This window comes from Bacillus mesophilum (assembly GCF_008923265.1).
GTDB classification, from domain to species: domain Bacteria; phylum Bacillota; class Bacilli; order Bacillales; family Cytobacillaceae; genus Cytobacillus; species Cytobacillus mesophilum.
This window is the reverse complement of sequence record NZ_WBOT01000008.1, coordinates 83,030-106,382: the sequence shown is the minus strand read 5'-3', so window position 1 is coordinate 106,382 and position 23,353 is coordinate 83,030. Positions and strand designations below refer to the sequence as shown.

At 39.5% G+C, this 23,353-nt stretch carries 19 protein-coding genes and 1 riboswitch; of the genes, 10 read left to right on the top strand and 9 right to left on the bottom strand.

Annotation, left to right across the window (positions count from 1 at the left end):
* The first annotated feature begins 42 nt into the window (after positions 1–42).
* Entirely contained in the window at positions 43–1,461 is a 1,419-nt protein-coding gene (locus tag F7732_RS19475) for a PAS domain-containing sensor histidine kinase (RefSeq protein ID WP_151575731.1), read from the top strand.
* A gap of 140 nt (positions 1,462–1,601) precedes the next feature.
* On the opposite strand, the gene F7732_RS19470 is transcribed toward F7732_RS19475, so the two are convergent.
* The 6 genes from F7732_RS19470 to F7732_RS19445 form a co-directional block, all read right to left on the bottom strand.
* Complete coding sequence (locus F7732_RS19470; protein WP_151575730.1) at positions 1,602–2,189, bottom strand: hypothetical protein; 588 nt, start codon at positions 2,187–2,189, stop codon at positions 1,602–1,604.
* Positions 2,190–2,280: 91 nt separating this feature from the next.
* Positions 2,281–3,672 (bottom strand): vWA domain-containing protein, encoded by a 1,392-nt coding sequence (locus F7732_RS19465; protein ID WP_151575729.1) that lies wholly within the window; start codon positions 3,670–3,672, stop codon positions 2,281–2,283.
* A gap of 272 nt (positions 3,673–3,944) precedes the next feature.
* On the bottom strand, positions 3,945–5,222 hold the full coding sequence (locus F7732_RS19460) for a glycosyltransferase family 2 protein (RefSeq protein WP_151575728.1): 1,278 nt from the start codon (positions 5,220–5,222) through the stop codon (positions 3,945–3,947).
* A 753-nt stretch (positions 5,223–5,975) separates the two neighbouring features.
* Positions 5,976–7,190, bottom strand: a complete 1,215-nt coding sequence (locus F7732_RS19455; RefSeq protein ID WP_151575727.1) for a TerD family protein — start codon at positions 7,188–7,190, stop codon at positions 5,976–5,978.
* A 275-nt stretch (positions 7,191–7,465) separates the two neighbouring features.
* Complete coding sequence (locus tag F7732_RS19450) at positions 7,466–8,461, bottom strand: aromatic ring-hydroxylating dioxygenase subunit alpha (protein ID WP_151575726.1); 996 nt, start codon at positions 8,459–8,461, stop codon at positions 7,466–7,468.
* A gap of 21 nt (positions 8,462–8,482) precedes the next feature.
* On the bottom strand, positions 8,483–9,841 hold the full coding sequence (locus F7732_RS19445) for a nucleobase:cation symporter-2 family protein (RefSeq protein WP_151575725.1): 1,359 nt from the start codon (positions 9,839–9,841) through the stop codon (positions 8,483–8,485).
* Positions 9,842–10,041: 200 nt separating this feature from the next.
* Positions 10,042–10,143: riboswitch (purine riboswitch) on the bottom strand.
* A 92-nt stretch (positions 10,144–10,235) separates the two neighbouring features.
* Between F7732_RS19445 and guaD the strand changes: the two genes are divergently transcribed.
* Positions 10,236–11,600, top strand: coding sequence for a guanine deaminase (guaD, locus tag F7732_RS19440; RefSeq protein ID WP_151575724.1), 1,365 nt, complete (start codon positions 10,236–10,238; stop codon positions 11,598–11,600).
* 100 nt (positions 11,601–11,700) lie between these two features.
* On the opposite strand, the gene F7732_RS19435 is transcribed toward guaD, so the two are convergent.
* Positions 11,701–12,165, bottom strand: a complete 465-nt coding sequence (locus F7732_RS19435; RefSeq protein WP_151575723.1) for a VOC family protein — start codon at positions 12,163–12,165, stop codon at positions 11,701–11,703.
* A gap of 96 nt (positions 12,166–12,261) precedes the next feature.
* Here F7732_RS19435 and F7732_RS19430 point away from each other — a divergent pair, with 96 nt between their 5' ends.
* From F7732_RS19430 to gnd, 8 genes are all read left to right on the top strand, one after another.
* Entirely contained in the window at positions 12,262–13,173 is a 912-nt protein-coding gene (locus F7732_RS19430; RefSeq protein WP_151575722.1) for a helix-turn-helix transcriptional regulator, read from the top strand.
* Positions 13,174–13,333: 160 nt separating this feature from the next.
* Positions 13,334–13,618, top strand: a complete 285-nt coding sequence (locus tag F7732_RS19425; RefSeq protein WP_205068225.1) for a transporter — start codon at positions 13,334–13,336, stop codon at positions 13,616–13,618.
* A gap of 149 nt (positions 13,619–13,767) precedes the next feature.
* The gene (locus F7732_RS19420; RefSeq protein WP_192913061.1) at positions 13,768–14,034 is read left to right on the top strand and encodes a hypothetical protein; all 267 of its coding nucleotides are present in this window, start codon (positions 13,768–13,770) and stop codon (positions 14,032–14,034) included.
* A 246-nt stretch (positions 14,035–14,280) separates the two neighbouring features.
* Positions 14,281–15,045: a MurR/RpiR family transcriptional regulator gene (locus F7732_RS19415; protein ID WP_151575720.1), complete on the top strand. Its 765-nt coding sequence runs from the start codon at positions 14,281–14,283 to the stop codon at positions 15,043–15,045.
* A gap of 245 nt (positions 15,046–15,290) precedes the next feature.
* A complete protein-coding gene (locus F7732_RS19410; protein WP_151575719.1) occupies positions 15,291–16,892 on the top strand; it encodes a PTS transporter subunit EIIC in 1,602 nt (533 codons plus the stop codon).
* 61 nt (positions 16,893–16,953) lie between these two features.
* Positions 16,954–18,279: a 6-phospho-alpha-glucosidase gene (locus F7732_RS19405; protein ID WP_151575718.1), complete on the top strand. Its 1,326-nt coding sequence runs from the start codon at positions 16,954–16,956 to the stop codon at positions 18,277–18,279.
* Between the two features lie 88 nt (positions 18,280–18,367).
* Positions 18,368–19,909 (top strand): gluconokinase, encoded by a 1,542-nt coding sequence (gntK, locus tag F7732_RS19400; RefSeq protein WP_151575717.1) that lies wholly within the window; start codon positions 18,368–18,370, stop codon positions 19,907–19,909.
* Between the two features lie 126 nt (positions 19,910–20,035).
* Positions 20,036–21,442, top strand: coding sequence for a decarboxylating NADP(+)-dependent phosphogluconate dehydrogenase (gnd, locus tag F7732_RS19395; protein ID WP_151575716.1), 1,407 nt, complete (start codon positions 20,036–20,038; stop codon positions 21,440–21,442).
* Positions 21,443–21,510: 68 nt separating this feature from the next.
* Here the strand turns inward: gnd and F7732_RS19390 are convergent, their stop codons facing one another.
* Together F7732_RS19390 and F7732_RS19385 are read right to left on the bottom strand one after the other, a co-directional pair.
* Positions 21,511–22,269 (bottom strand): ABC transporter ATP-binding protein, encoded by a 759-nt coding sequence (locus F7732_RS19390; RefSeq protein WP_151575715.1) that lies wholly within the window; start codon positions 22,267–22,269, stop codon positions 21,511–21,513.
* Position 22,270: 1 nt separating this feature from the next.
* Positions 22,271–23,347 (bottom strand): FecCD family ABC transporter permease, encoded by a 1,077-nt coding sequence (locus F7732_RS19385; RefSeq protein ID WP_151575714.1) that lies wholly within the window; start codon positions 23,345–23,347, stop codon positions 22,271–22,273.
* Positions 23,348–23,353 lie beyond the last annotated feature (6 nt).

Here is a 23,353-nt window from a genome sequence, read left to right as displayed (position 1 = left end):
AAATACCATTAAAATAGTTGAATTAGTGAGGTTTTCCTATTTATGAACCTGGTTGAAATAGATGCCTTTGAGATATTAGACCGCATTACAGATGGTTTTTTTGCATTAGATATGAACTGGAACTTTACTTATGTGAATGACAATGCAACTCGCCTTTTATTCCGCAGCCGTGATAATCTGGTTGGCAAAAACATATGGATCGAATTTCCGGAAGCAGTAGACTTAATTTTTTATAAACAATACCAGAAAGCTGTAAATGAACAGGTTTTTGTACATTTTGAATCCTACTTTCCACCTCTTCATGCATGGTTTAGTGTTCGGGCTTATCCTTCTGACAATGGGCTATCCGTGTATTTTCAGGATATAACGGCAGAGAAGAAGACAGCCTCACAGAATGAGCAGCATTATAAATCACTATTCGAGCATAATCCTAATGCTGTATTTTCTTTCGATTTAGAAGGAAATTATCTTAGTGTAAACACTGCGATGGTAAAGATGCTGGGATACAGTGAACAAGAGCTGCTGCTTAAGACCTTTATACCTCTTGTTGCCGAGGAAGATTTGGACAAAACCATGGACTACTACAAAAGAGCCGCTAACGGTACCACTCAAAACTACGAAATTAAATGTTTACATAAGAATGGTGACATAGTCTATCTAAGTGTAACGAATATGCCCATTATCGTTGATCAGGAGGTAATTGGCGTCTACGGGATTGCTAAAAATATTACAGATCGAAAGCTTACAGAACAAAAACTTCTAAAATCAGAAAAACTTTCAGCAGTTGGACAGCTCTCTGCTTCAATTGCCCATGAAATTCGGAATCCGCTAACTGCGCTAAAAGGCTTTCTACAATTAATGAAAGCATCAGAAGGACGTATTAAAGACAGTTATTTAGAGGTAATGTCGAGTGAAATGGAAAGGATTGAACTGATTACTGGAGAATTATTGCTGCTGGCCAAACCACAGGCCCACCAGTTTAAACTTGAGAATATAGAAGAAATTATTCAAAATGTAACGACACTGCTTGGATCACAAGCTTTAATGCACAATGTTGAGATAAAGATAGTAAATGACGAGACAATCCCGCCGGTACGCTGTATTGCAAATCAATTAAAGCAAGTATTTATTAATCTAATAAAAAATGCGCTGGAATCTATGCAGTATGGCGGCAAAGTTTTAATCAATGTGCAAGTAAAAGATGATCAAACCTTATTTATTTCCATTGCTGATGAGGGAGAGGGCATTCCCGAGGACCTACTCCGAAATATTGGTCTTCCTTTTTATACGACAAAGCAAAAAGGCACCGGGTTAGGAATGATGACCAGTCTTAGAATTATTGAAGCACATAATGGAACGATGGATATAACTAGTACAGTCGGAAAAGGCACCGTTGTAAGCATTTCCCTTCCGCTTGTTTCCTGTGACCAAGTTATTGAATTGACGGAATGTATGAATTGAGATTCTTTATTGATCAATGAGACTTGGACAGCGCTAGGAGACAACAAAACATATTATGCTGTTTGCTCCATTGCGCCTGGCCACTCGTTTCCCCGGGGATCAGGCTACGTCTGCTCTGCAAACCTGCTGGGCCTCCGCCTTTACTCCTGATACGCCTTAACAATTACTGCATACCGGCTATTGGGAAGATAATCAATCTCAAGCTGTCTTCCTGATAAATTTTCATGATAATAGCTTCTCGTGATATCCAAAGAATAGACGTCTAAGGTCAATTCATTGAATTCCAACTCCATGAGGTATTCCCTCCCATAGTCTGGGTCGTCAAATTCTGTTCCAGTTGGAATCATCACAAGCGTTTCAAATTGCTTGTTTTCATAGGCCGATTTATCTTTATAAAGAAGGTCAGATGTTTCCACAAAGGAATAAGCGCCTGACGCTGTAAAACCCGCAATAAACAGACAGATAATTCTCCCAAACCAACTGCCTTTAATGCCAACGAAAAGGGCGATAAACATGATGCCAAAGCAAAGAAACAAGCTTGCTACACTATATGCACCCAACATTTCAGACACTATAAAATTTTCATCAATTAGCTCAGATACTCCCCATAAAATGAGTGTGAGCAGAAAGAAACAAACACTGATGATCGCAATTACACCAGCTATCGTTTCTCTTTTATCACTGCCTGAAACATGCTTCCTTGTTTTCTTTTTCAGTTGTATGCCCATAAGCTAATCCCTCACTCTCAACCTGCACTCGTTCGAGAAGACAGCCTGGCTGCTGTTCAACTTGACCAGACTATCTTCATAAACAATCGTTTTACTGCCATTGTTTACGCCATTCCTCAACCTTTTTGGTTATTTCTTCATGTGCTTGTTCTCTCTCTGCTTCCTTGGTTTCTTTCAACGCTGAAAAGTGCTCTTTCCTTAAATCATATAAAGAATCTGCTAATTCATTAACCTCAGCCTTTACTTCAACAGAAATGAGTTCTTCATTACTTAAGAAGCGAATCGCATGTTTAATCCGATTCATTTCTGATTCGGAGGCAAAATAGAGTGGATTATAAATGTCATTCATTCGTTCCATTGCCTCAACTGTTTCATTTAATGTCACACCTTGTGTCCACCAGATTTGCCCTAGAGTAGGCTGCCATTTCTTCGTCATTTCAACTTCAAGCTCAGCTGGATTATCTACAGTGACATATTCTCCCCCGCCAGAATCTGCAACTTGCTTTAACTGCTGCTGGCCTTCGTTATCTACATTAAATCCAATAATATTGACCTTTGCCTTAATATTCTGATTCTGAAGTTCTTTTGCTGCTGCAACAGGATCTCCATTACATGTTTCTACTCCATCACTTACAATGTAAACTTGATTATAGTATTCTTCTGATGGGTAAGCCTGTAAGATTTCTCCCGCTTTTTGAATCGCTCCAGCCAATGGAGTCCAGCCGCTTGCCTCAAATGAACGAAGGGAATTTGTGAAATTCCCCTTTTGGTACGCTGCTAACGGGTATACCGTTTCTACAGCTGCACATGATTTTGCCTGATCGGAATTAGCTTCTGTTCCGACATGTCCGTATGATATCAGCGAAACATTTGCTTCCTTAGGAATTTGCTCTACAAAACCCTCAATTGCAGCTTTTGCCAAATCCATTTTCGTCTTGCCTTCTAAAGCTTCTTTCATACTGCCGCTCGCATCTAATAATACTAAAGCATTTACCTTCTTTTCTTTCGTTGTCACCTCATCCTCACCATCCGGCAATTCAGGCATCCTAAATCCGTGATCATACGAAGCTAATTCCTCATAATATTTTTTATAATTTCCTGAACCAAGTGTATGTACGAGATAATCATAAACCTCTTCACTGCTTAGGCTTTTATTCTCTGAAAAATAAGTCTGAAGTTCTTCCTCGGCAATTGGCTCGAATGTTTCTTGGATAAAATCAAGATATTGCTGCCGATCCCAGCTCTGCAGAGTTTCCAGCTCTGGATCCATATGTTCCTCTACCAATGTGCCAGCTTTTTGTTCTGCCATCTCTTCCACTGTTCTTGCCGCAGCAGGAATTTTTTCTTCCGCAGATTCCTCCGCAGCAGGTGCAGCAGCAGATTTTGTATCCTCATTTTGTGTATGTTCGTTCGCACATGCTGTCATAACCGCTAAAGATAAAATGAATAAAACAAATATGCCGCTTCTTTTTATCAATCCCATCCCTTATCCTCCTCCTCTAGAAAATTCTACTATTTTATGTACGATTTAGGAAAGATATGGTTTCTGAGGCTTTTGGGGGAATATAACATTATTAAGATAGGTACTTTCTACCAAAGTGATGATTTTTCAATAGTAGTTTCTCAATTTCATAATAAAACCCGAACAATTAGACAGATGAAAAGTATCTGCTGCTTGTTCGGGCATATCATTGTATTGTATTAGCCTCTTTTTACTTCCATTCGCCTATAAAGCACTCATACACTGCGGAAATGCTAGCGCAAGTCATCTATTGATTTAACAACAGTATGCTGGATTGGCTTCCACTCAATCTTCTTAAATAAGGCTACTAAGGATATTGGCAGGTAGGTGAACATAAAGAGCGGGAATGTGAACATATAGAAGATTTTCTTCCAGTTGGAACATCGTATTTTATTCCACTCCATAGTTGTTGTAATTAATCCAAAGAAGAATAGAAATACATAGATTGACAGGATCCCGCCAGCCCCTCTGAATACATATTCATTGAAAAGTCCTTCTCCTTCTAATAAGGCAAGAAGCAGGACAACTATATTCCCGACAAGGCTAAGAAAAGAAACAATAATAATGGGCGCAAGCGTCATCATCATATCGAAACAGGAAACTCTGTTGCCTTTCCCGCGAATGATTCCATTCATCAAATCCTTGCCATACCTCATGAATACTTGGTAAAACCCTTTTGCCCAGCGAAGCCTCTGCTTCCAGGACTCACTGAAGATAGATGGCTGCTCATCATAGAAAACAGCTTTCCCGCAGTAGCCGATCTTTTCTCCTTTAATTATCTGTGCGACAGTAAACTCGATATCTTCGGTTAAAAGATGATGGACCCAGCCGCCATTTTCTTTGATCACATCTGAATGGATTAAAAAACCTGTTCCCGAAACAGCACAGCTTGTCTTCAGATACATCCTTGGGCGATTTAGGAATTCTGCTTCATATAAAAACCAAAGCGCGTACCCAGATGTAATCCAATTCTCATCATAATTCTTTGAATTCCGGTAACTCGTTGTAACTCGGTATCCCTGATTAAAGGTTTTATTCATTTCTTGGATATAATTTTCATCTAAAAGATTGTCGGCGTCGAAAACAAAATACCCATCATAGCTTTCAGAAGAGTAATCCCTTTTAATAATGTTCAGCAGATGATTGAGTGCATAACCCTTCCCAACCACTTCTTTATTAAAGCGTTCCGTTACGATGGCCCCTGCTTGTCTGGCAATCTCAGCTGTTTGATCTGTACAATTGTCGGCACATACATAAATATCATACAATTCTCTCGGGTAATTCTGATTTTTAATGCTTTGAATCAACTGTCCAATGACAAGTTCTTCATTTCGAGCCGGTATTAGAAATGCATATTTATGGAGCGGAACTTCTTTCTCTTCTTGAGAATGATCCCTTCTAGCTTTAAACGCAACAAATATGTAGAAAACTTTATATAAAAATAACAGTGTAAACACGATTCCCAAATAGAAAATAAACTGACTTACCATTTCTAATAGATCTTTAACCATGGTCCACCCCACATTTTTTGAATATGTGCCTGTTAGTCATGTTCCTTACTATTTCATTTCTACATCTAGTTTTTATCTAAAACGGGCATATACATCCCCACTATTTATAAAGAGTTAAGTAAAAACGAATAAAATGATACAGACTATAGACCATCTCCTTTTTCTGAACTTGGATTGGATATTAAAAGCCAAAAAAAAGAGTGTAATCTTAATTGCAGAGTTTAAACAAAGAATCTTTAAACCATTTTGTTAGTCATCGAGATCTTGAATAAAATATTCACTTTACAATGTAACAAACCTGTCCCCTCTCAAAAAAGGCAGTTCCTGTAAAGGTTTTGTTAATTATTGTTAAATATGTTACTTCTTTATGAAACAAGTCTAATTAAATAGAGACTGCATAATTAATGAATTACTCACAATTTTGAAAAAGAGGACCGGACAAAACGAAATTAATCATTCTAAAACAATATTCAACATCTTATTTTAGGTATTTAAACTAGTCCGTTCCATTGCGCTGCGGACCCTCGCTTTCCGTGGGGAGGAAGCTGAGCCTCCTCGTCGCGCGCTCCTGCGGGGTCTCACCCTTTCCTCTATTGCCCACAGGAGTCGAGAGTCCTCCGCTCCATTTCACTCATGTTAATAAAATAAAAACCGAATGATTAGAAAGATGACCTCCCTAACCACTCGGTTCTATGTATGTCAAATACTTATGACCCAACTTCTTTTTATACCTATTTTATTCAAGCTGCTTACCTACTTGTAATCATTTACTGGGCCTTGGTCCATAAGTACTTCTACTAGATTTAATGGGCCCATTTGAAGTCTTGGCCGGTTCTCTGAATTCGGCTTACTATAATACTCCAGCGGACTGATCATGATGCCATCATCTGTATTATGAAGGATTCCAGGCACACACGTATAGATCCGATCATTATTATTCGCATTTTTGGAAGATATTGTAACGGAAGTCCCTTTATGATTATCGATACTCATAGACACCTTATATCGATAAAATGAACCCGTTCCATTTGACTGTGCAGAATAAACAACCGGAACAACTGCGAGAATATCATTTGTCAATCTTAATTTAATAATCTCCGTTTTTGTCGAACCGCTGTTTCTCCCAACATCACCCATATGTTCTACAGCTCCATTGCCGTAGCGGCTAAGAGGCGGTGTGCCTTGTGCTCCAAACATGGCTACATCTATTTGTCTGCCATTCTTTGTATAAACTAAAGCATAAATATCATAATCTGTACCTGTCTTCCAAGAAACTGTAGCGGTGATCTCTGGTGTCTTTTCAATAATCACGGGTTTTTGACCTTTATCGAGACTGATATTGCCTGTTACCTTTTCCAGACTGATCGACGAAAATGCACTTTTACTGCTCTTACTCTGAAGCTCTGTTGGTGCCATTTTAGGCTCAGAAGGGATCATTTTCTCCTCCTCTTCAACTTCTACACCGAAGTTTTCACATAGACCTTCAAGACCAGAATTAAACCCTCGCCATATTGATTTTGCCTTTGTCTGACCATTTCTTACATATATTTCGAGTACGACAATGCCATTTTCCGTTGTAAAACTAGATGGAATCAATTGAATCACTTCTTGATCGGTACGGATTTCCGCCTTTAAGTTTTTTACATTTAAAAAACCTGTATGATGATCTTCTGTCAATGTAATGGCTATTTTCACAATGTCAGCGGGAACTTTACTCATGTCAAAGTCCATTTTATGTACTTTTGTTTGTCCAACAATCAAAGCTGGTATAAACGTCGTAGCACCAGAAGGAGCTTTTGGCTGATTATAAAAAATAATGCCGCTGTCTCCCTGTACCTTATCAGCAGCTGTTAAAAGAAAAGCCGTCAACGAAACATCAATGGTATTTGAAACATCATGGCTAACTGTTACAGTCCCTTTTGGGGAGGTTAATGCTGTATTTGCCCCCATTTGCAGTGGTGCATTCATTTATAAAAACTCCTTCCTGGTTCAGAAATAGGTATGAAATTTCCAATAGAGTGTACTCAATTATATCACCAGATCCTTCAATTCTATTAATTTTCCAGCAATTATCCAAAAGAATTTCTTATATACCTAATTGGACAGCAGGAACTCTTAGCGGTACTGCTCAAGCGAACATCGATAGCTTAGAACTCTAATAGTAAAAGAAAAGCCTATTCAAGTATTGAATTTCTTGAATAGGCTTCTTGTTATAGCTTTACAGTCACATATATTTAAACTGATTATAACTGTGCTGCTTTTTCCATTAGCGAGGTGCCGTTTTCCACCCCAAGCTCCTGCAGCCATTTGCGATAGGCAATGGTAAGTGCATCGGACTTCAGGTGCATTTCGGCTTGCAGATCTAATGGAAGCAGCTCTGGTTTTTGGCTTTCTACAATGTCTAAATCCTGGTTAAAAATGATATCCTGAAACTCTATAAAAGGTTCATCCGGCTTATCTAAGTCATAGTTTCTCGTCAATAGCATAAACGCTTGAGACTTCTCATTTTCCATTTGATTAACAGCAAGCAAAATGGTAAATTCCTCATCATTATCATCTGTCGTTTTTGTAAAGCGCACTGTTTTTGGATTGAGAATTTCATATACATAGTTTGCATAGCCACCCTTTGAACGGCCGTCAGGGTTCGGCTGGTAAACAGGAATTTTACTAGTAATAATACGATTATCCTTAAACTCTACAGTATAATCCGCTACCTCAGCATGGTCTTCATCTCCAAGCAATCCTTCGTGAACAAACATCAGATGAGAAACATCGAGAAAATTTTCAATGATTCTAGGTGCATTGGCTTTTACTTCATACGGTCCGCAAATGGCTGTATGATAGCTATCCTGATGATATTCGGGGTAAGAAACAAGCGGCGCTGGATCATCTCCCAAATTAACCCAAATCAACCCTAGGTGTTCCTCGCATTTGTAAACCGTTGCTTTTGCTTTAGGCGGAATTGGACGTCCCTTCGGCAGAGCCGGAATGTTCACACAAGCTCCCGAACAGCCAAATTCCCAGGCATGGTAAGCACATCTCAAGTTTCCATTTACCACTTTACCAAGTGATAAAGCTGCTCCTCTATGGATACATAAGTCCTTAAAAGCATGTACACCTTTTTCGTTGCGAAATATGGCGACACGTTCACCTAGTACATATACCTGCTTCGGATCATCCAGCAATTCTTCTGCCTTACATACCGGATGCCATTCATTCCATAATCGATCTTGTTGCATGAGAGATCCTCCTTCTCGATGTTAGTTTATAGTTACGTTGACTTTGCTTGTCACTTCAGTGTCATCAAGCTTCTGCGGAAGAACTAAATTCAGAATGAGAGCCGTAACCGCTCCAACAGCTGTTCCTGAAGAAACAAAATAAGTAACGATTTCTGGAAGTCCTTGAGAAATATTGGCTGGAATCAGCACTGCAAACATCGCAAGCATAATCGATACACCAATTACCAGCATATTCCGCTCTGTAAATGGCACGTTTTTAATTACTTTAAAACCATTCATCATAATCACGACACAAAGAATAGCAAACACACTATTAATGACAACACTTGGTATACAAGCAATAACGGTCATCAGCTTTGGCATCATTCCAAGCAATACGAGTATGAAACCGCCCATGATAATCGGCTTTCGGCTCTTCACTCCCGTAATGGCAATAATACCGGCATTAGAAGAATACCCAGTCACTGGTGTCCCGCCAAAAAATGAACCAACAAAACAGCCGATTCCTTCACCAAATGCTCCGCCATTTAAACGCTTGTCCGTAAGTTCTTCATCCGTCACATTTCCTACTGTAAACCATGTTCCGGTTGTTTCTATCATGACGATAAAGTAAATCGCAAGCATGATTAAGATCGCATGAAGTTCAAATTCCGGCATTCCAAATGCAAAGAGGCTTGGCACCTGGAACCACGCAGATGCTCCAACAGATGAAAAATCAACTAATCCAAAGAATGATGCAACAACAGTTCCCATTCCCAGTGATAAAATAACGGATACGAGTTTCATATATTTCAGTTTGGTTTTTGATTTCTCTCCAACATACATACAAAAAATCAGAATGGCTGCTGTTATGCAAGCAACTAACATATTTGTTCCAAAGCTTCCTTCTGCACTATAAATCGAATTGATGGCACTTGGCATTAGTGATAGCCCAACCACCACAATAACGGTTCCTGCCACGATTGGCGGAATAAATTTTCTTACCACTTTACTAAACACTTTGAGCGGATTACCCAATAAAGCAATTAATATGGCACCTGGTATTAAACTTCCGATCATGACGCCAATTCCTGAAGTCGTCCCAATGGCAGCCAATGCACTAAGCGGTACAAATGAAGGCCCCTGCATAACAGGCAGTTTCATAGCCAGTCCCGCTTGAATAATCGTTGCAATTCCGCAAGCAAGGAATGTCATTTGTATCAGCATCGTGCTATCTGTAACAGAAAAGGATAACATTCCAGCTAAAATAACCGGCGGGATAAACAGGTCCATTGCTAGAACCTGCTGCAGTCCAAGGAATAATGATTGTGAGAAGGTAACCTCTCTTTTCTTCTGCCCATCATTGCTGGCAGACTCTAAATGTTTCGTAGTACTCTCCATGTTGTCATCCTCCTACTAGGTTCTGATTTTTTTAAATAAGGCTGTTTACTTATGCTGCCTTTCGAAAACACATTATGATTGCTTTCCGGCAAGACTGAACATACAAAAAAAGCTCGAAATACATGCTTCCGGAAATAGAAAAGCATGTATTTCGAGCCTTATCGAAATACGAAAGAAGGACAAATTCCAAGAAAGAATTTGATCCTGTCTCTGCTTTTCATAGCCTGTTTATTTACGGTAGACAGGTAGAAACTTGTAGGCCATATTCCTACGATTATATGAAAAACAATATTTAATTTTCATAAATATAATTCGTGTTTTTATAGAGAAAAAGTGTTACCATTTCACTATAATCACGATGATAACACAAAATACGAACATTAGGAAGGTAATTATGAATAATTATACGCAAATTTTTGTTGGAACTGCTTTCACAAGTGATTCATCAGAGAAAATAAGTATTCTAAAAGATTATCTTTTTTGCATTAATCATAGTGGCATGATTAGTAAGATCGTTGCACCACAAGATGAAGAATATCAGCTATTGATAGAGACTCATAAGGGGCAAGACCACTTTCATGTTTTGGATGATGGGCACTATCTCCTGCCTGGTTTTGTGGATTTGCATGTCCATGCCCCGCAATGGGCTCAGTCGGGGACAGCTCAGGACCTTCCCTTATATGATTGGCTGAATACGTACACGTTTCCTTTAGAAGCTAAATACTCGGATTTAGATTTTGCCCAGAGTGTCTATGGAAATTTAGTAGACACACTGCTGGCAAATGGAACTACTACTGCTCTGTACTTCGCGACCGTGCATAAGGAAGCCAGTCTATTATTGGCAGAAATATGCGCACAAAAAGGACAGCGCGGATTAGTAGGAAAGGTTGTTATGGACGACCCTGAACAAAACCCACCTTATTATCGGGACCAAGATGCCGAAACCGCACTTAGAGAGACAGAAGAGTTTATTCTGGCAGTAAAAGAACTGAATAAAACAGTAAAACAAGGTGTGTATCCAGTTGTCACACCTCGCTTTATTCCCAGCTGTTCAGATGAAGCATTAAAAGGCTTAGGCGATTTGGCTCTTAAATACGATACCCATATTCAATCTCATTGCAGTGAAAGTGATTGGGCACATCATTATGTAAAAGAAAGATTTAACAAACATGATGCCTTTGCCTTAAATGACTTTGGATTACTAAGTGATAAATCCGTCATGGCTCATAGTAATTTCCTTAGCGATGAGGACGCTGCTTTATTCGCTGAAACTGGCACAGCTATTGCTCATTGCCCGTTATCAAATGCCTATTTTGCCAATAGCGTCCTTCCTCTCCATCGGTTTAGAAAAATGGGGATCGACATTGGACTAGGAACTGATATTTCTGCTGGTGCCACACCAAGTTTATATGATAATGCCAAACAGGCTGTTATCTCTTCAAGAATGCTGGAAGACGGTGTTAACGCAAATCTCCCAGCAGATGAAAGAGGAGTAGCAAACTCACGCATTACGATCAATGAAGCATTCTATCTCGCAACAGCTGGGGGTGGAGAAAGCCTTAGCATTCCAGTTGGCCGGATAAAAGAAGGCTATGCATGGGATGTGCAGATCATCGATACGAAAGTACCTGCGGCCAAACTGCCTATTTTCGATCCTAACGAAGATTTGTATGATATTTTCCAAAAGATCATGTACAACGTTCGGCCGGAGAATATTCGTGAGGTTTGGGTTCAGGGGGAGAAGGTTCATACCCGGTAAAAACGGATCAGATGCTGGATTTTTTTAATGACGATATTTAATATAAGAGCATCCTAAATAGTAAAAACATGGCCTTCCATGCAAGGCCATGTTTTCTTAGTTACTGTTTGTTCGCAATGACACTGTCCAGAAACTGATCTGCGTCACGATTAAATTTCCAGGTCAATCCGAATTGATCAACCAGCATTCCAAAGCAGGAAGACCAAGGCGTTTCCGATAAAGGCATGATTACAATTCCACCTTTAGATAGATTCTTAAAATATTGCTCTAATAAATCTTTATCATCCATCACTAGACTAATGAGAACATTACTTCCCTTCACCAGCTCACCTGTCACACTCTTTATGGAAGGCAATAGATCTGACATCATGATTTTACAGCCTGCGAATTCTATGGAAGATTCCATGATCATATTAAGTTCATTTTCCGGCATTGGAAAATTGGGATCCTGCGGGAAATCTTTGAATTTCACTTTCTTTACCTTGCTTGCATTGAGTGCCTCCGAATAAAATTCAATTGCCTCTTCTGCGTTTCCATCAAAGTTTACATAAACAATAGCTGACATATAGGTATACCTCCTTCTTTTGATAAATGAAGTATAATTTATTAGTGGTGACAGCTGTATGTCACCTTTTCTAAATAAATAAAAAAAGGTGATGTTATGGGTAAGATTGAGCGATTAATAACGATTATCATGATCCTGCTGAAAAAAGAGATCGTCTCGACGAGAGAATTCTCACAGTTATTTAATGTCTCCAAAAGAACAATTCTTCGTGATATGGAAACATTGAGCCTATCAAACATTCCGATCTACACGGTTCACGGAGTAAATGGCGGCTACGGCATCATGGAAGAATACAAGGTTGATAAACGCCTCTTAAATACCTCTGACTTAGAAAATATATTGATTGCGCTTGGAGGATTGGAACAAATTTTTATGAGCGAGGAAGTGGAACTTACCATTAAAAAGATGGAAGCGATGATTAATCCATTGGCAAAGCAAAATTCAATCCATCTATCTTTTTATAAGTGGGAAGGCCGGTCAGAAATCTCTAAAATCTTAAAGTCATGCCAAAAATCAATAGCAGAACATAAGTTGATCACTTTTGATTATATAGATAAGAATGGTCTTAGCACCATTCGAACGGTCGAGCCGTATCAGCTTCATTTTAGCGAAAGCAGCTGGTATTTGAAGGGTTTTTGCCTACAGCGGCAGGGTTATCGAACGTTTAAATTATCTAGAATCGACAAACTTGCTATAGGAGAACAATCCTTTCATCCTAGGGAACAGGCACTGAAGCACGCTCATACGAGTTATCAAGATCCGCAAATCACTATAAAGGCGATTATCTCACCTGCCATACAAGATCATTTTATAGAAAGATACGGCCGAGAGAGCATTGAAATCGATCCCGCACAGCGCCTTCTTGCTACCATCCATGTTCCTCAGAATACGATAGGTTTTCAATTTTTAGCAGGTTTTGGTACAAATCTTACGATTGTTGAACCAAAATCCTATGCTGAAGAATTTCGAGGATATTTGCTGGAAATGGCAGAGAAATATTCTTCATAAGACTTTAACTCCTTGAAAGGCGGGCGGAACCCTTTGTTCTTATCCTTCAAACAGCTGCGGGGAATTTAAAGTGTTTATCAAATGACCAACCATATTTTTTAACTTTTTATCATTCTCAGCATAATATATGGGGGAAATTATGGATAAGGAGTGACCAGCTATGACTATTTTTCCCACTCAAGGCTTTATGAGACAACAGCCACAATCTCCACCGCCGCCATTCGTTCCCCAGAAACCATATCCACCACACTATCTCGTTGACTGTTTATATAACTACACCTATGTATGGTTAATAAATGGGGAAGGGTTTTGGTTTTATCCGACATATCTTCAATATGGTGAAGTGGCTGGATACAGGTGGAATGGAGCATTTTGGACGTTCTATGGATTTGACGAAAGAACGATTGAAACGGTTGCATGTGGACCGATCCCCGAATTGTATTAACATGCTATATACATCCTTGGAATTTAAATAGAGACCTTATGCTTTTCGGCAAAGAAAATAATTTCATAATGGGGCAGATGCCCAAACCTAATAGGCTATTTGTGCATATCCTTTAGTGATTCTTAAATCATCATAGAGGAGGAATTGCTTTGAACAATGGTTATCAGCGCTTAGTTCCTGGATTGGGATTCGGGTTTGGAAGACCTGGTTTTGGATTTGGAAGACCTGGATTCGGAAGACCTGGATTTGGCTTAGGTTTCTTAGGAGGTCTTGCTACTGGTGCATTATTGGCTCCTGGTCCTGGATTTGGATATTATTATCCGCCATATCCGTATTATCCACCGTATCCGCCATATCCGTATCCATATCCTTATTACCAAGATCCAAATTATAATATTCCATACTCACCTTATTAAACTGCTGCGAAAAATAATATGGTACATGTGGTAAAAACTTTTAAAAAGGTTATTTATTACAGGTACCATATCACTTTATAATCACTTTCTTTTGTTTAGCGCTACAAATAATAAGGTGATTTTTCTTATCAGCTTCCTAAAAAAGTCTCCCGCTGATGAGCCGCTTCATTTAAACCGATTATCCTGCTCTATTTGTGGTAAAGTTATTAAAAACGGTTGCAAAAGCCACAGAAAGAGTGAATCCAATTGATTGATATCAGCAAAATGATTCAGGGGAAAAACTTAACGGAATTAGATGTGCAGATTCTTCAATATATCATTCAGAACATTGACCACGTTTTACAAAAAGGAGTCCGGGAAATTGCTAAAGAAAATTTCACTTCTCCTGCGACCATTATTCGTCTATCAAAAAAAATGGGCTATACAGGATTTGTCGATCTGTATTATCACCTCCTGCCCATGATCAATAAAGTGGAAAGTCCTGAGAGCAATGAAATCGAAGACTGTTTACATATTAGCCAAAACGACTTTTTAACTCATAACTCACTAGAGGATTTTGAAATGTTTATCAGTAAAGTGCTGAATCTTAAGCACAAATATATTTTTATTTATGCGACCGGTTTTTCAGCTATTGCCGCAGATTATTTTTATAAGAAGCTGCTCGTATTAGGTAGAAAGACTATTTTTTCGAGCGGCACAGATTCCATTGGTGTCTTTGAAAATAACCTTGAGGATATTGGTGCTTTAGTGGTGATCAGCAAATCCGGTGAAACACAGCTGGTGATTAATAAGCTTCAGGCAGCTAAAGAGCATGATGTGTTTACAGCCTCCTTTACAAAGGAAACAGAAAATCGAGTCGCCGAGCTTTCTGATTTGAATTTTAAAATAACGGATCCGAATAAGCTTGATGATCGCAATATGCTGCCAAGCAGCTTCTTTCCAAGCCTGCTGCTGATGTTTGAATTCATCTTTAAGCAATATATTTCCCATTTAACCACAAAAGAGAAGTAAAGAAAACTTGCCGATGAAAGGACGCAGACACAGGTCTAGTTGCACTTATACTACATTCCTTAAATGAGCCACTGCGTCGAATTCTTTACTGCGATGCTCATTTATACTTTCTGATAGTATAGTGACGAAACGTGTTTCTAGATGTGAAACACGTTTTTTATCGTGGCAAAAGCATCGACTTACAAGCGCTTACATTGTAATCTAAACACATCAAAAAAATCATATAAAGGTAAGGAGGCGGCAAGATGAAAGCCAAAATGATGGAAGGAATGCAGCGCTTTTCCAAAGCCATGTTCATTCCCGTACTTATTTTGCCGATTGCAGGTATATTAATCGCATTTGGAAATTTATTTACCAATGCAAGGCTTCTAGAAGTTATTCCTTTTTTAGATAACCCGATCACCACGGGATTTGGATCAATCTTAACAGGGTCATTGGTTTCAATCCTCGGTAACCTTGGACTCATCTTCTGTGTTGGTATAACCGTCGGTTTAGCGAATCGAGATAAGGCTGTTGCTGGTTTTACGGCACTTTTAGGCTATTTAGTATTCGTTAACGCAATGAATAAATTCATGGAACTAAGCGGAGTCCTTTTTGAAGGTGATTCTCTGCAAGGTTCAGGACAGACCCTTGTCTTAGGTGTTCAAATCCTGGATATGGGTGTCTTCCTAGGAATTATTCTCGGAATTGTAACCGCTATCGTCTTTAATAAGTTTGCAGATAAAGAATTTAAAGGTGCTTTTCAAATTTACGGAGGCTCTCGCTTTGCCTTTATCGTGCTGATACCTGTTGTTGTTCTATTATCTATCGCTCTCACCTTTATCTGGCCGTTCTTCCAATCTGGAATAAACAGCCTTGGAACATTGATCAATCACAGCGGCAACTTTGGTCTCTTCTTATACGGAGCATTGGAGCGTCTATTAATTCCAACAGGTCTTCACCATCTGATTTATACGCCTTTCCTATACACCTCACTAGGCGGTGCAGTAGAAGTTGGCGGACAATTATTTGAAGGTGCAAGAAATATCTATTATGCAGAAATTGCGGATCCAACTGTAAAAGTTCTTTCTGAAAGTGTCATTTGGGATGCACGCGGTATCTCAAAAATGTTTGGTTTACTTGGGGCATGTCTAGCGATGTACCACACTGCTAAACCTGAAAATAAAGGGAAAGTAAAAGCAATCTTAATTCCAGCTGCTGTTACATCTTTTATCGCTGGAGTTACAGAACCAATTGAATTCTCATTCATGTTTGTTGCACCGCTGTTATTCGTTGTGCACGCTGGATTAAGCGGATTAAGTTTCGTCGTGTTAAATCTATTTGATGTCAGAGCAATCGGTCCAAACGGAATGATTGACTTCCTATTATTCAACCTGCCGCTTGGAATCGAAAAAACAAGCTGGCCGATGTACATTGTAGTCGGGTTAATGTTCTTTGTTGCTTACTATGTAATCTTCCGCTTCTTAATCACGAAGTTTAAATTCAAAACGATCGGAAGAGAAGATGATGGAAATGAAACAAAGCTTTATTCAAAGAAAGAATACAATGAAAGCAAAACAAAAGATAAACAAGAAACTCCAGCATCACAGGGAGATGACGGACTTGCAGGCGTGATCGTCAATGCTTTAGGCGGAGCGGAAAATATTCAAACTGTCACCAATTGCTATACAAGACTTCGCTTAACGGTAGATAAGCCTGAATTAGTAGATGAAGCTGTATTAAAAGGTCAGACAGGTGCCAATGGGGTCATCATTAAAGATAAAAACGTTCAAGTTGTTTACGGTTTGCAGGTAACAAGTGTACGAAAAGCAGTTGATAACTATTTAGGGTTAGAAGGAACTGAATAAAACAAAATGTTTCACATGAAACAGCAATAAAACCAATAAAATCAGAAGGGAATGGAGATACATGAAGAAATTTTCAGTTGTCATCGCAGGCGGAGGAAGTACTTATACACCAGGGATTGTTATGATGCTATTAGATAATCTGGATCGTTTTCCCCTTCGCACGTTAAAACTATATGACAATGACGGTGAAAGACAGGCTATGCTTGGGGACGCACTGGACATTGTGATGAGAGAAAAAGCACCGGATATTGAGTTCAGTTTTACAACAGATCCGGAGGAAGCCTTCACTGATGTAGACTTCTGCTTTGCACATATTCGCACTGGAAAATATGAAATGCGTGAAAAAGATGAAAAAATCCCATTAAAACATGGTGTTCTTGGCCAAGAAACTTGTGGACCTGGCGGAATTGCTTACGGAATGAGAAGCATCGGTGATATGATTGAGATGATTGATTTAATGGAGAAATATTCACCAGACTGCTGGATGCTGAACTATTCAAACCCTGCAGCGATTGTAGCAGAAGCTTGCCGCGTTCTTCGCCCGAATTCAAAGGTATTGAACATCTGTGATATGCCTGTAGGAACACTGCGCAGAATCTCACATATTATTGACAAAGAGCCACAGGATTTAGAAGTTCGCTATTTCGGATTGAACCACTTTGGCTGGTGGACAAGCATTAAAGATAAAGAAGGCAATGAATATTTACCAACGATTCGTGATTATGTGGCTGAGCATGGCTATCTGACGCAAAAAGAAGTGGATACACAGCATACAGATGCAAGCTGGCAGGATACACATAAAAAAGCAAAAGATCTATTAGCGGTAGATCCAAGATTCTTGCCAAACACGTATTTAAAATACTATTTATTTCCTGATTATGTGGTGGAGCATTCAAACCCAGATCACACAAGAGCAAATGAAGTCATTGCCGGCAGAGAAAAGACTGTTTTCTCTATGGCAAAAACAATCATTGAAAATGGGACTTCAGAAGGCTGTGAGTTCGAAATGGGTGCACACGCTACCTTTGTTGTCGATCTAGCTCGTGCAATCGCCTTCAATACACATGAAAGAATGCTTCTGATCGTAGAAAACAACGGAACAATCGCAAACTTTGATGATGACGCAATGGTTGAGGTTCCATGTATCGTAGGAAGCAACGGCCCAGAGCCACTAAGCCAAGGAAAAATTCCTGAATTCCAGAGAGCCTTAATGTATCAGCAGGTGACGGTTGAAAAATTAGTCGTTGAAGCGTATATTGAAGGCAGCTATCAGAAATTATGGCAGGCTCTAACACTTTCAAAAACAGTGCCAAGTGCAAAAGTAGCAAAAGAAATACTGGATGATCTAATTGAAGCAAATAAAGGCTACTGGCCGGAGTTACACTAAACAATAAATAAACTGAGAAAAGGCGAAAAAGTGTAAGTTCATTTTTCGCCTTTTCTATTGAAATAGAGAAATTGAGGTGAGCAAAAAGGTGACTACCTATATGCTAGGAATTGATATCGGCACCACCAGCACGAAAGCCGTTTTATTTAGTGAAAACGGGCAAGTTATTCAAGCTGAAAATATTGGCTACCCACTATACACTCCAGATATAACAACAGCTGAACAGGACCCGGATGAAATCTTTAAAGCTGTACTGCAAGCTGTTTCGAATATTATGAAGCAGCACAATGATAAGAAGCTATCGTTTATCTCTTTTAGCAGTGCCATGCACAGTGTCATCGCAATGGATAAAAATGATGAGCCCCTTACGCCGGTCATTACATGGGCAGACAACCGCAGTGAAGCATGGGCTCATAGAATTAAGAATGAGTTAAATGGTCATGCCATTTATAAACGAACCGGGACGCCGATTCACCCTATGTCACCTTTAAGCAAAATAGCCTGGCTGGTCCATGAACATCCTGAAATTGCTCTGGGAACGAAAAAATACATCGGCATTAAAGAATATATTTTTAAAAGACTCTTTGATCAGTATGCTGTCGATCATTCGATTGCATCGTGCATGGGCTTGATGAATCTTGAAAAACTCGATTGGGATCAAGAAGCATTAGAGGCTGCTGGCATCACATCTGCTCAGTTATCAGAACTCGTGCCAACTACTAAAATTTTTAAAGGCTGTGATCAAGCTCTAGCGAAACAAATGGGGATTGATCCTGAGACTCCTTTTGTCATTGGGGCCAGTGACGGAGTTCTCTCAAATCTCGGTGTTAATGCAATCCGAAAAGGGGAAATTGCGGTCACGATTGGGACAAGTGGTGCCATCAGGACGATTATTGATAAGCCGAAAACAGATGATAGAGAACGAATCTTCTGTTATGCCTTAACGGAGAAGCATTGGGTCATTGGCGGACCGGTCAATAATGGCGGCATGGTTCTGCGCTGGATTCGGGATGAGCTTGCAGCATCAGAAGTTGAAACGGCGAAAAGGCTGGGCATTGATCCTTACGATGTATTAACCAAGATTGCAGAACGAGTAAGACCAGGGGCAGACGGTCTCTTATTCCATCCATACCTTGCAGGTGAACGTGCTCCCTTATGGAATCCCGATGTGCGCGGATCATTCTTTGGTTTAACGCTATCACATAAAAAAGAACATATGATTCGAGCAGCCTTAGAAGGGGTTGTTTACAATCTATATACCGTCTTTTTGGCACTCACAGCATGTATGGATAGCCCGGTTACCCGCATTCAGGCAACAGGCGGATTTGCACGCTCAGAAGTTTGGAGACAAATGATGGCCGACATCTTTGGAACAGAAGTAGCGGTGCCAGAGAGCTACGAAAGTTCATGTCTTGGTGCATGTCTTCTAGGTTTATACGCAACAGGAATAATTGACTCATTTGAAAGTGTTTCTGACATGGTTGGCAGTACCTTTAAACATGCACCTATGGAAGAGGCTTCAAAGGAATACAGACAATTGATTCCAATATTTATCAGCTTGTCCAAAGTATTAGAAGAGGATTATACTCGTATTGCCCAATATCAGAGAGGCTTAATAAAACCTCAGTAAAGGTTTTTTTCATAACCTCCTCATAGTGCACAGTGAAAATAGAAATAATTTTATTATAAATCTTATTTTGGCAGTAACTATTTGCAGATGTTACTGCCTATTCATCAAGAAAAAGGAGCAGTAGCTATGTTGAATACAATTGGTGTAATCGGTTTAGGTGTTATGGGCGGCAATCTTGCCCTGAATATGGCGGATAAGGGCGAACACGTAGGTGTATATAATTATACTAGCGACCTAACGGATCAGCTTATGGAAAAGCTTGAAGGACAAACCATTCGTCCCTTCTATAACATTGAAGCTTTTGTACAATCTTTAGAAAAACCGCGGAAGATTTTCTTAATGGTAACCGCAGGCAGAGCGATTGATGAGGTCATTGCAAGCTTAACTCCTTTTCTGGAAGAAGGAGATATTATCATGGACGGCGGCAACTCTCATTATGAAGATACAGAACGCAGATATGATGAACTGCAAGGAAAAGGAATAAGGTACTTAGGAATTGGCATTTCAGGCGGAGCGGATGGAGCTCGAACAGGTCCTTCCATTATGCCTGGCGGAGATCGTGAGGCTTATGAACAAGTCGCCTCTATTCTGACGAAAATTGCTGCACAGGTTGATGGTACACCTTGCTGTGCCTATATGGGTCCTAGAGGTGCAGGCCATTTTGTCAAAATGGTACATAACGGGATTGAGTATGCAGACATGCAGCTCATCACCGAAGCTTATACTTTTTTAAAAGATCGGTTAGGGTTATCTGTTGAGGATATTGCAGATATTTTCGAATCCTGGAATCAGGGAGAACTCAAAAGCTATCTAATTGAAATTACCGCTGATATTTTACGAAAAAAGGATGATGTGACTGGCTTGCCGCTAATAGATGTAATCCTCGATAAAGCCGGGCAAAAAGGAACCGGCAAATGGACAAGCATTCAAGCGATCGATCATGGAATTCCAAACTCGATCATTACAGAATCTTTATTCGCTCGTTACCTTTCCTCTTTAAAAGAAGAACGAATGAATGCCGAAACCATTTTGTCTCTTCCTGAAATAGAGCTGCAGGAGCTGGATAAAGAGGTTTGGATTGAACATATCAGACAAGCTTTATATATGGGGAAAATCTGTGCCTACGCCCAAGGGTTCACTCAATATAAAATGACTTCAGAGCAGTACGGCTGGAACTTGCCATTAAAGGATATTGCGCTTATTTTCCGCGGCGGCTGCATCATCCGCGCCGAATTTTTAAATATTATAAGTGAAGCATATGAAGAGAATTACAGTCTAACCAATTTATTAATCTCTCCCTATTTTGCTGAGAAAACAAAAGAGTATCAAAGGAACATGAGAAAAGTCGTTTGTGAGGGCATTCAATCTGGCCTTTCATTCCCAAGCTTAGGTGCCTCCCTCACCTATTACGACAGCTACCGGACAGGGACTTCCAATGCAAGCATGATCCAGGCACAGCGTGATTATTTTGGTGCTCATACTTATGAAAGAAATGATATAGAAGGCAGCTTTCATACAAACTGGCAGGAATAACGTCTCAGTTGTGCAAAACATAAGCGAAGTAAGGATATGGTTGTCCTTGCTTCGCTTTTTCTAAAAACTTATAAGTAAGCAATACCAATATGGCCAGTTACAGGGTTTTGATAGATTTCACAGTTCACATCAAAAACAAATTCTATATTCTCCTTTGTAAGAACCTCTTCCGGTTTTCCATATGTGACGACCGATCCATTTTTAAGTAAATATAAATAATCACAATACGATCCAGCTAACGTTAAATCATGCAGAGCAGCTAACGTACCGATATTAATCTGCTTGACCATTTTAATGATTTCTATCTGATATTTAACATCTAAATGATTGGTCGGTTCATCTAATATTAAAAACTTCGGTTCTTGAGCTAATACCCGCGCCAGGATCACCCTTTGTTTTTCTCCGCCTGATAACGTTAAAAAACTGCGATTCTTATAAGCTAATAAATTTACTGTTTTTAACGCCTGTTCTACCATTTCATGATCTTTTTTCGCTTCAGAATCTAATAGTTTTTTATGAGGCGTCCTGCCCATCATGACCATTTGTTCCACTGTGAAATCAAAGCTGATTTCATTGAATTGACCTACTACTCCTAGATGTTTAGCAATTTTCTTAGACTTTTCCTTTAGTACATCCATTTCACCAAGCTTTACGTACCCTTTATTTGGTGATAAAACCTTATAGATGCTTTTGAGCAGTGTTGATTTACCGCACCCATTTGGACCTAGAATACCAACGAATTGCTGGCTGTTTACACGAAGTGAGATGTCATCAACAATTTGCTTTTTCCCAATTTCAATTGAAATGTTTTCAACCTGCAAATTCAATTTAATTTCCTCCAAATCCATATCCTTTTTTAATCAGCATGTACATAAACATTGGCGCACCAATCATGGCGGTGACAACGCCGATCGGCAGTTCCACTGATGGCAGAATGATACGTGCAAAAATATCTGCCCAGATGAGAAAAATAGATCCAAATAAAATGGCTGCCGGAAGCAGTTTTCGATGATCAGAACCGACAATACTTCTAATTAAATGTGGAATGATCAGTCCTACAAATCCAACCATTCCTACAGAGGCAACCGTAATCCCAGTTAAAATCGCCGTAATGGTCATGTAAATTCTTCTGTATGTACTTAAATTGATGCCCAGAGTAACGGCTGCTTCATCTCCAAGCAGCATCGTATTTAAATTCCTTGATTGAATAAGAAAATAAATAATCCCTATTAGTACAATGATTGTGAGAAGCGGTATTTCACTCCAGCGTGCACTTGCAAGGCTTCCCATGCTCCAAAAGGTAATCGTCCGGATGCCCTCTGCGTTATTTGCAATATAAATAATAAAGTTTGAAAACGCGGAAAACAGAGCGTTAATAACCATTCCCATTAGTACTAATTTAACGGAAGTCATTTTCCCGCCTATGCTCGAGAAAGTAAGGACAAAGACGCTGGCAAGAAGTGCTCCTGCAAACGCACCAAATGCTAAACCAAACTGAGAAAAGATTGTGCCTGCACCAAAACCAATCAGTACGGCGAATGTTGCACCTAATGTAGCTCCTGAAGAAATCCCCAGAATATATGGGTCAGCTAGAGGATTTTGGACAGTTGCCTGCATAATCGCACCACAAAGTGCCAGAGCAGCTCCTACAAGCAAAGCCATTAAAACACGAGGAAACCGTATGCTCCATATGATATTGACACTGGAGCCATTTTCGAGCTCCCCAATGCCAAACATTTTATGAACTAAAATTCGGAATGATTCTGAGAAAGGAATATCCACTTGTCCTAGTGAAACGCCCATCACAATAGATAATAAAAGAATAATAATAGCACCAGAATAGATCATTGCCAAAAAAGTTTTTGATTGTACAAAGCCTTTGCTCGAATGATGGTCCACTTTCATTTCCTC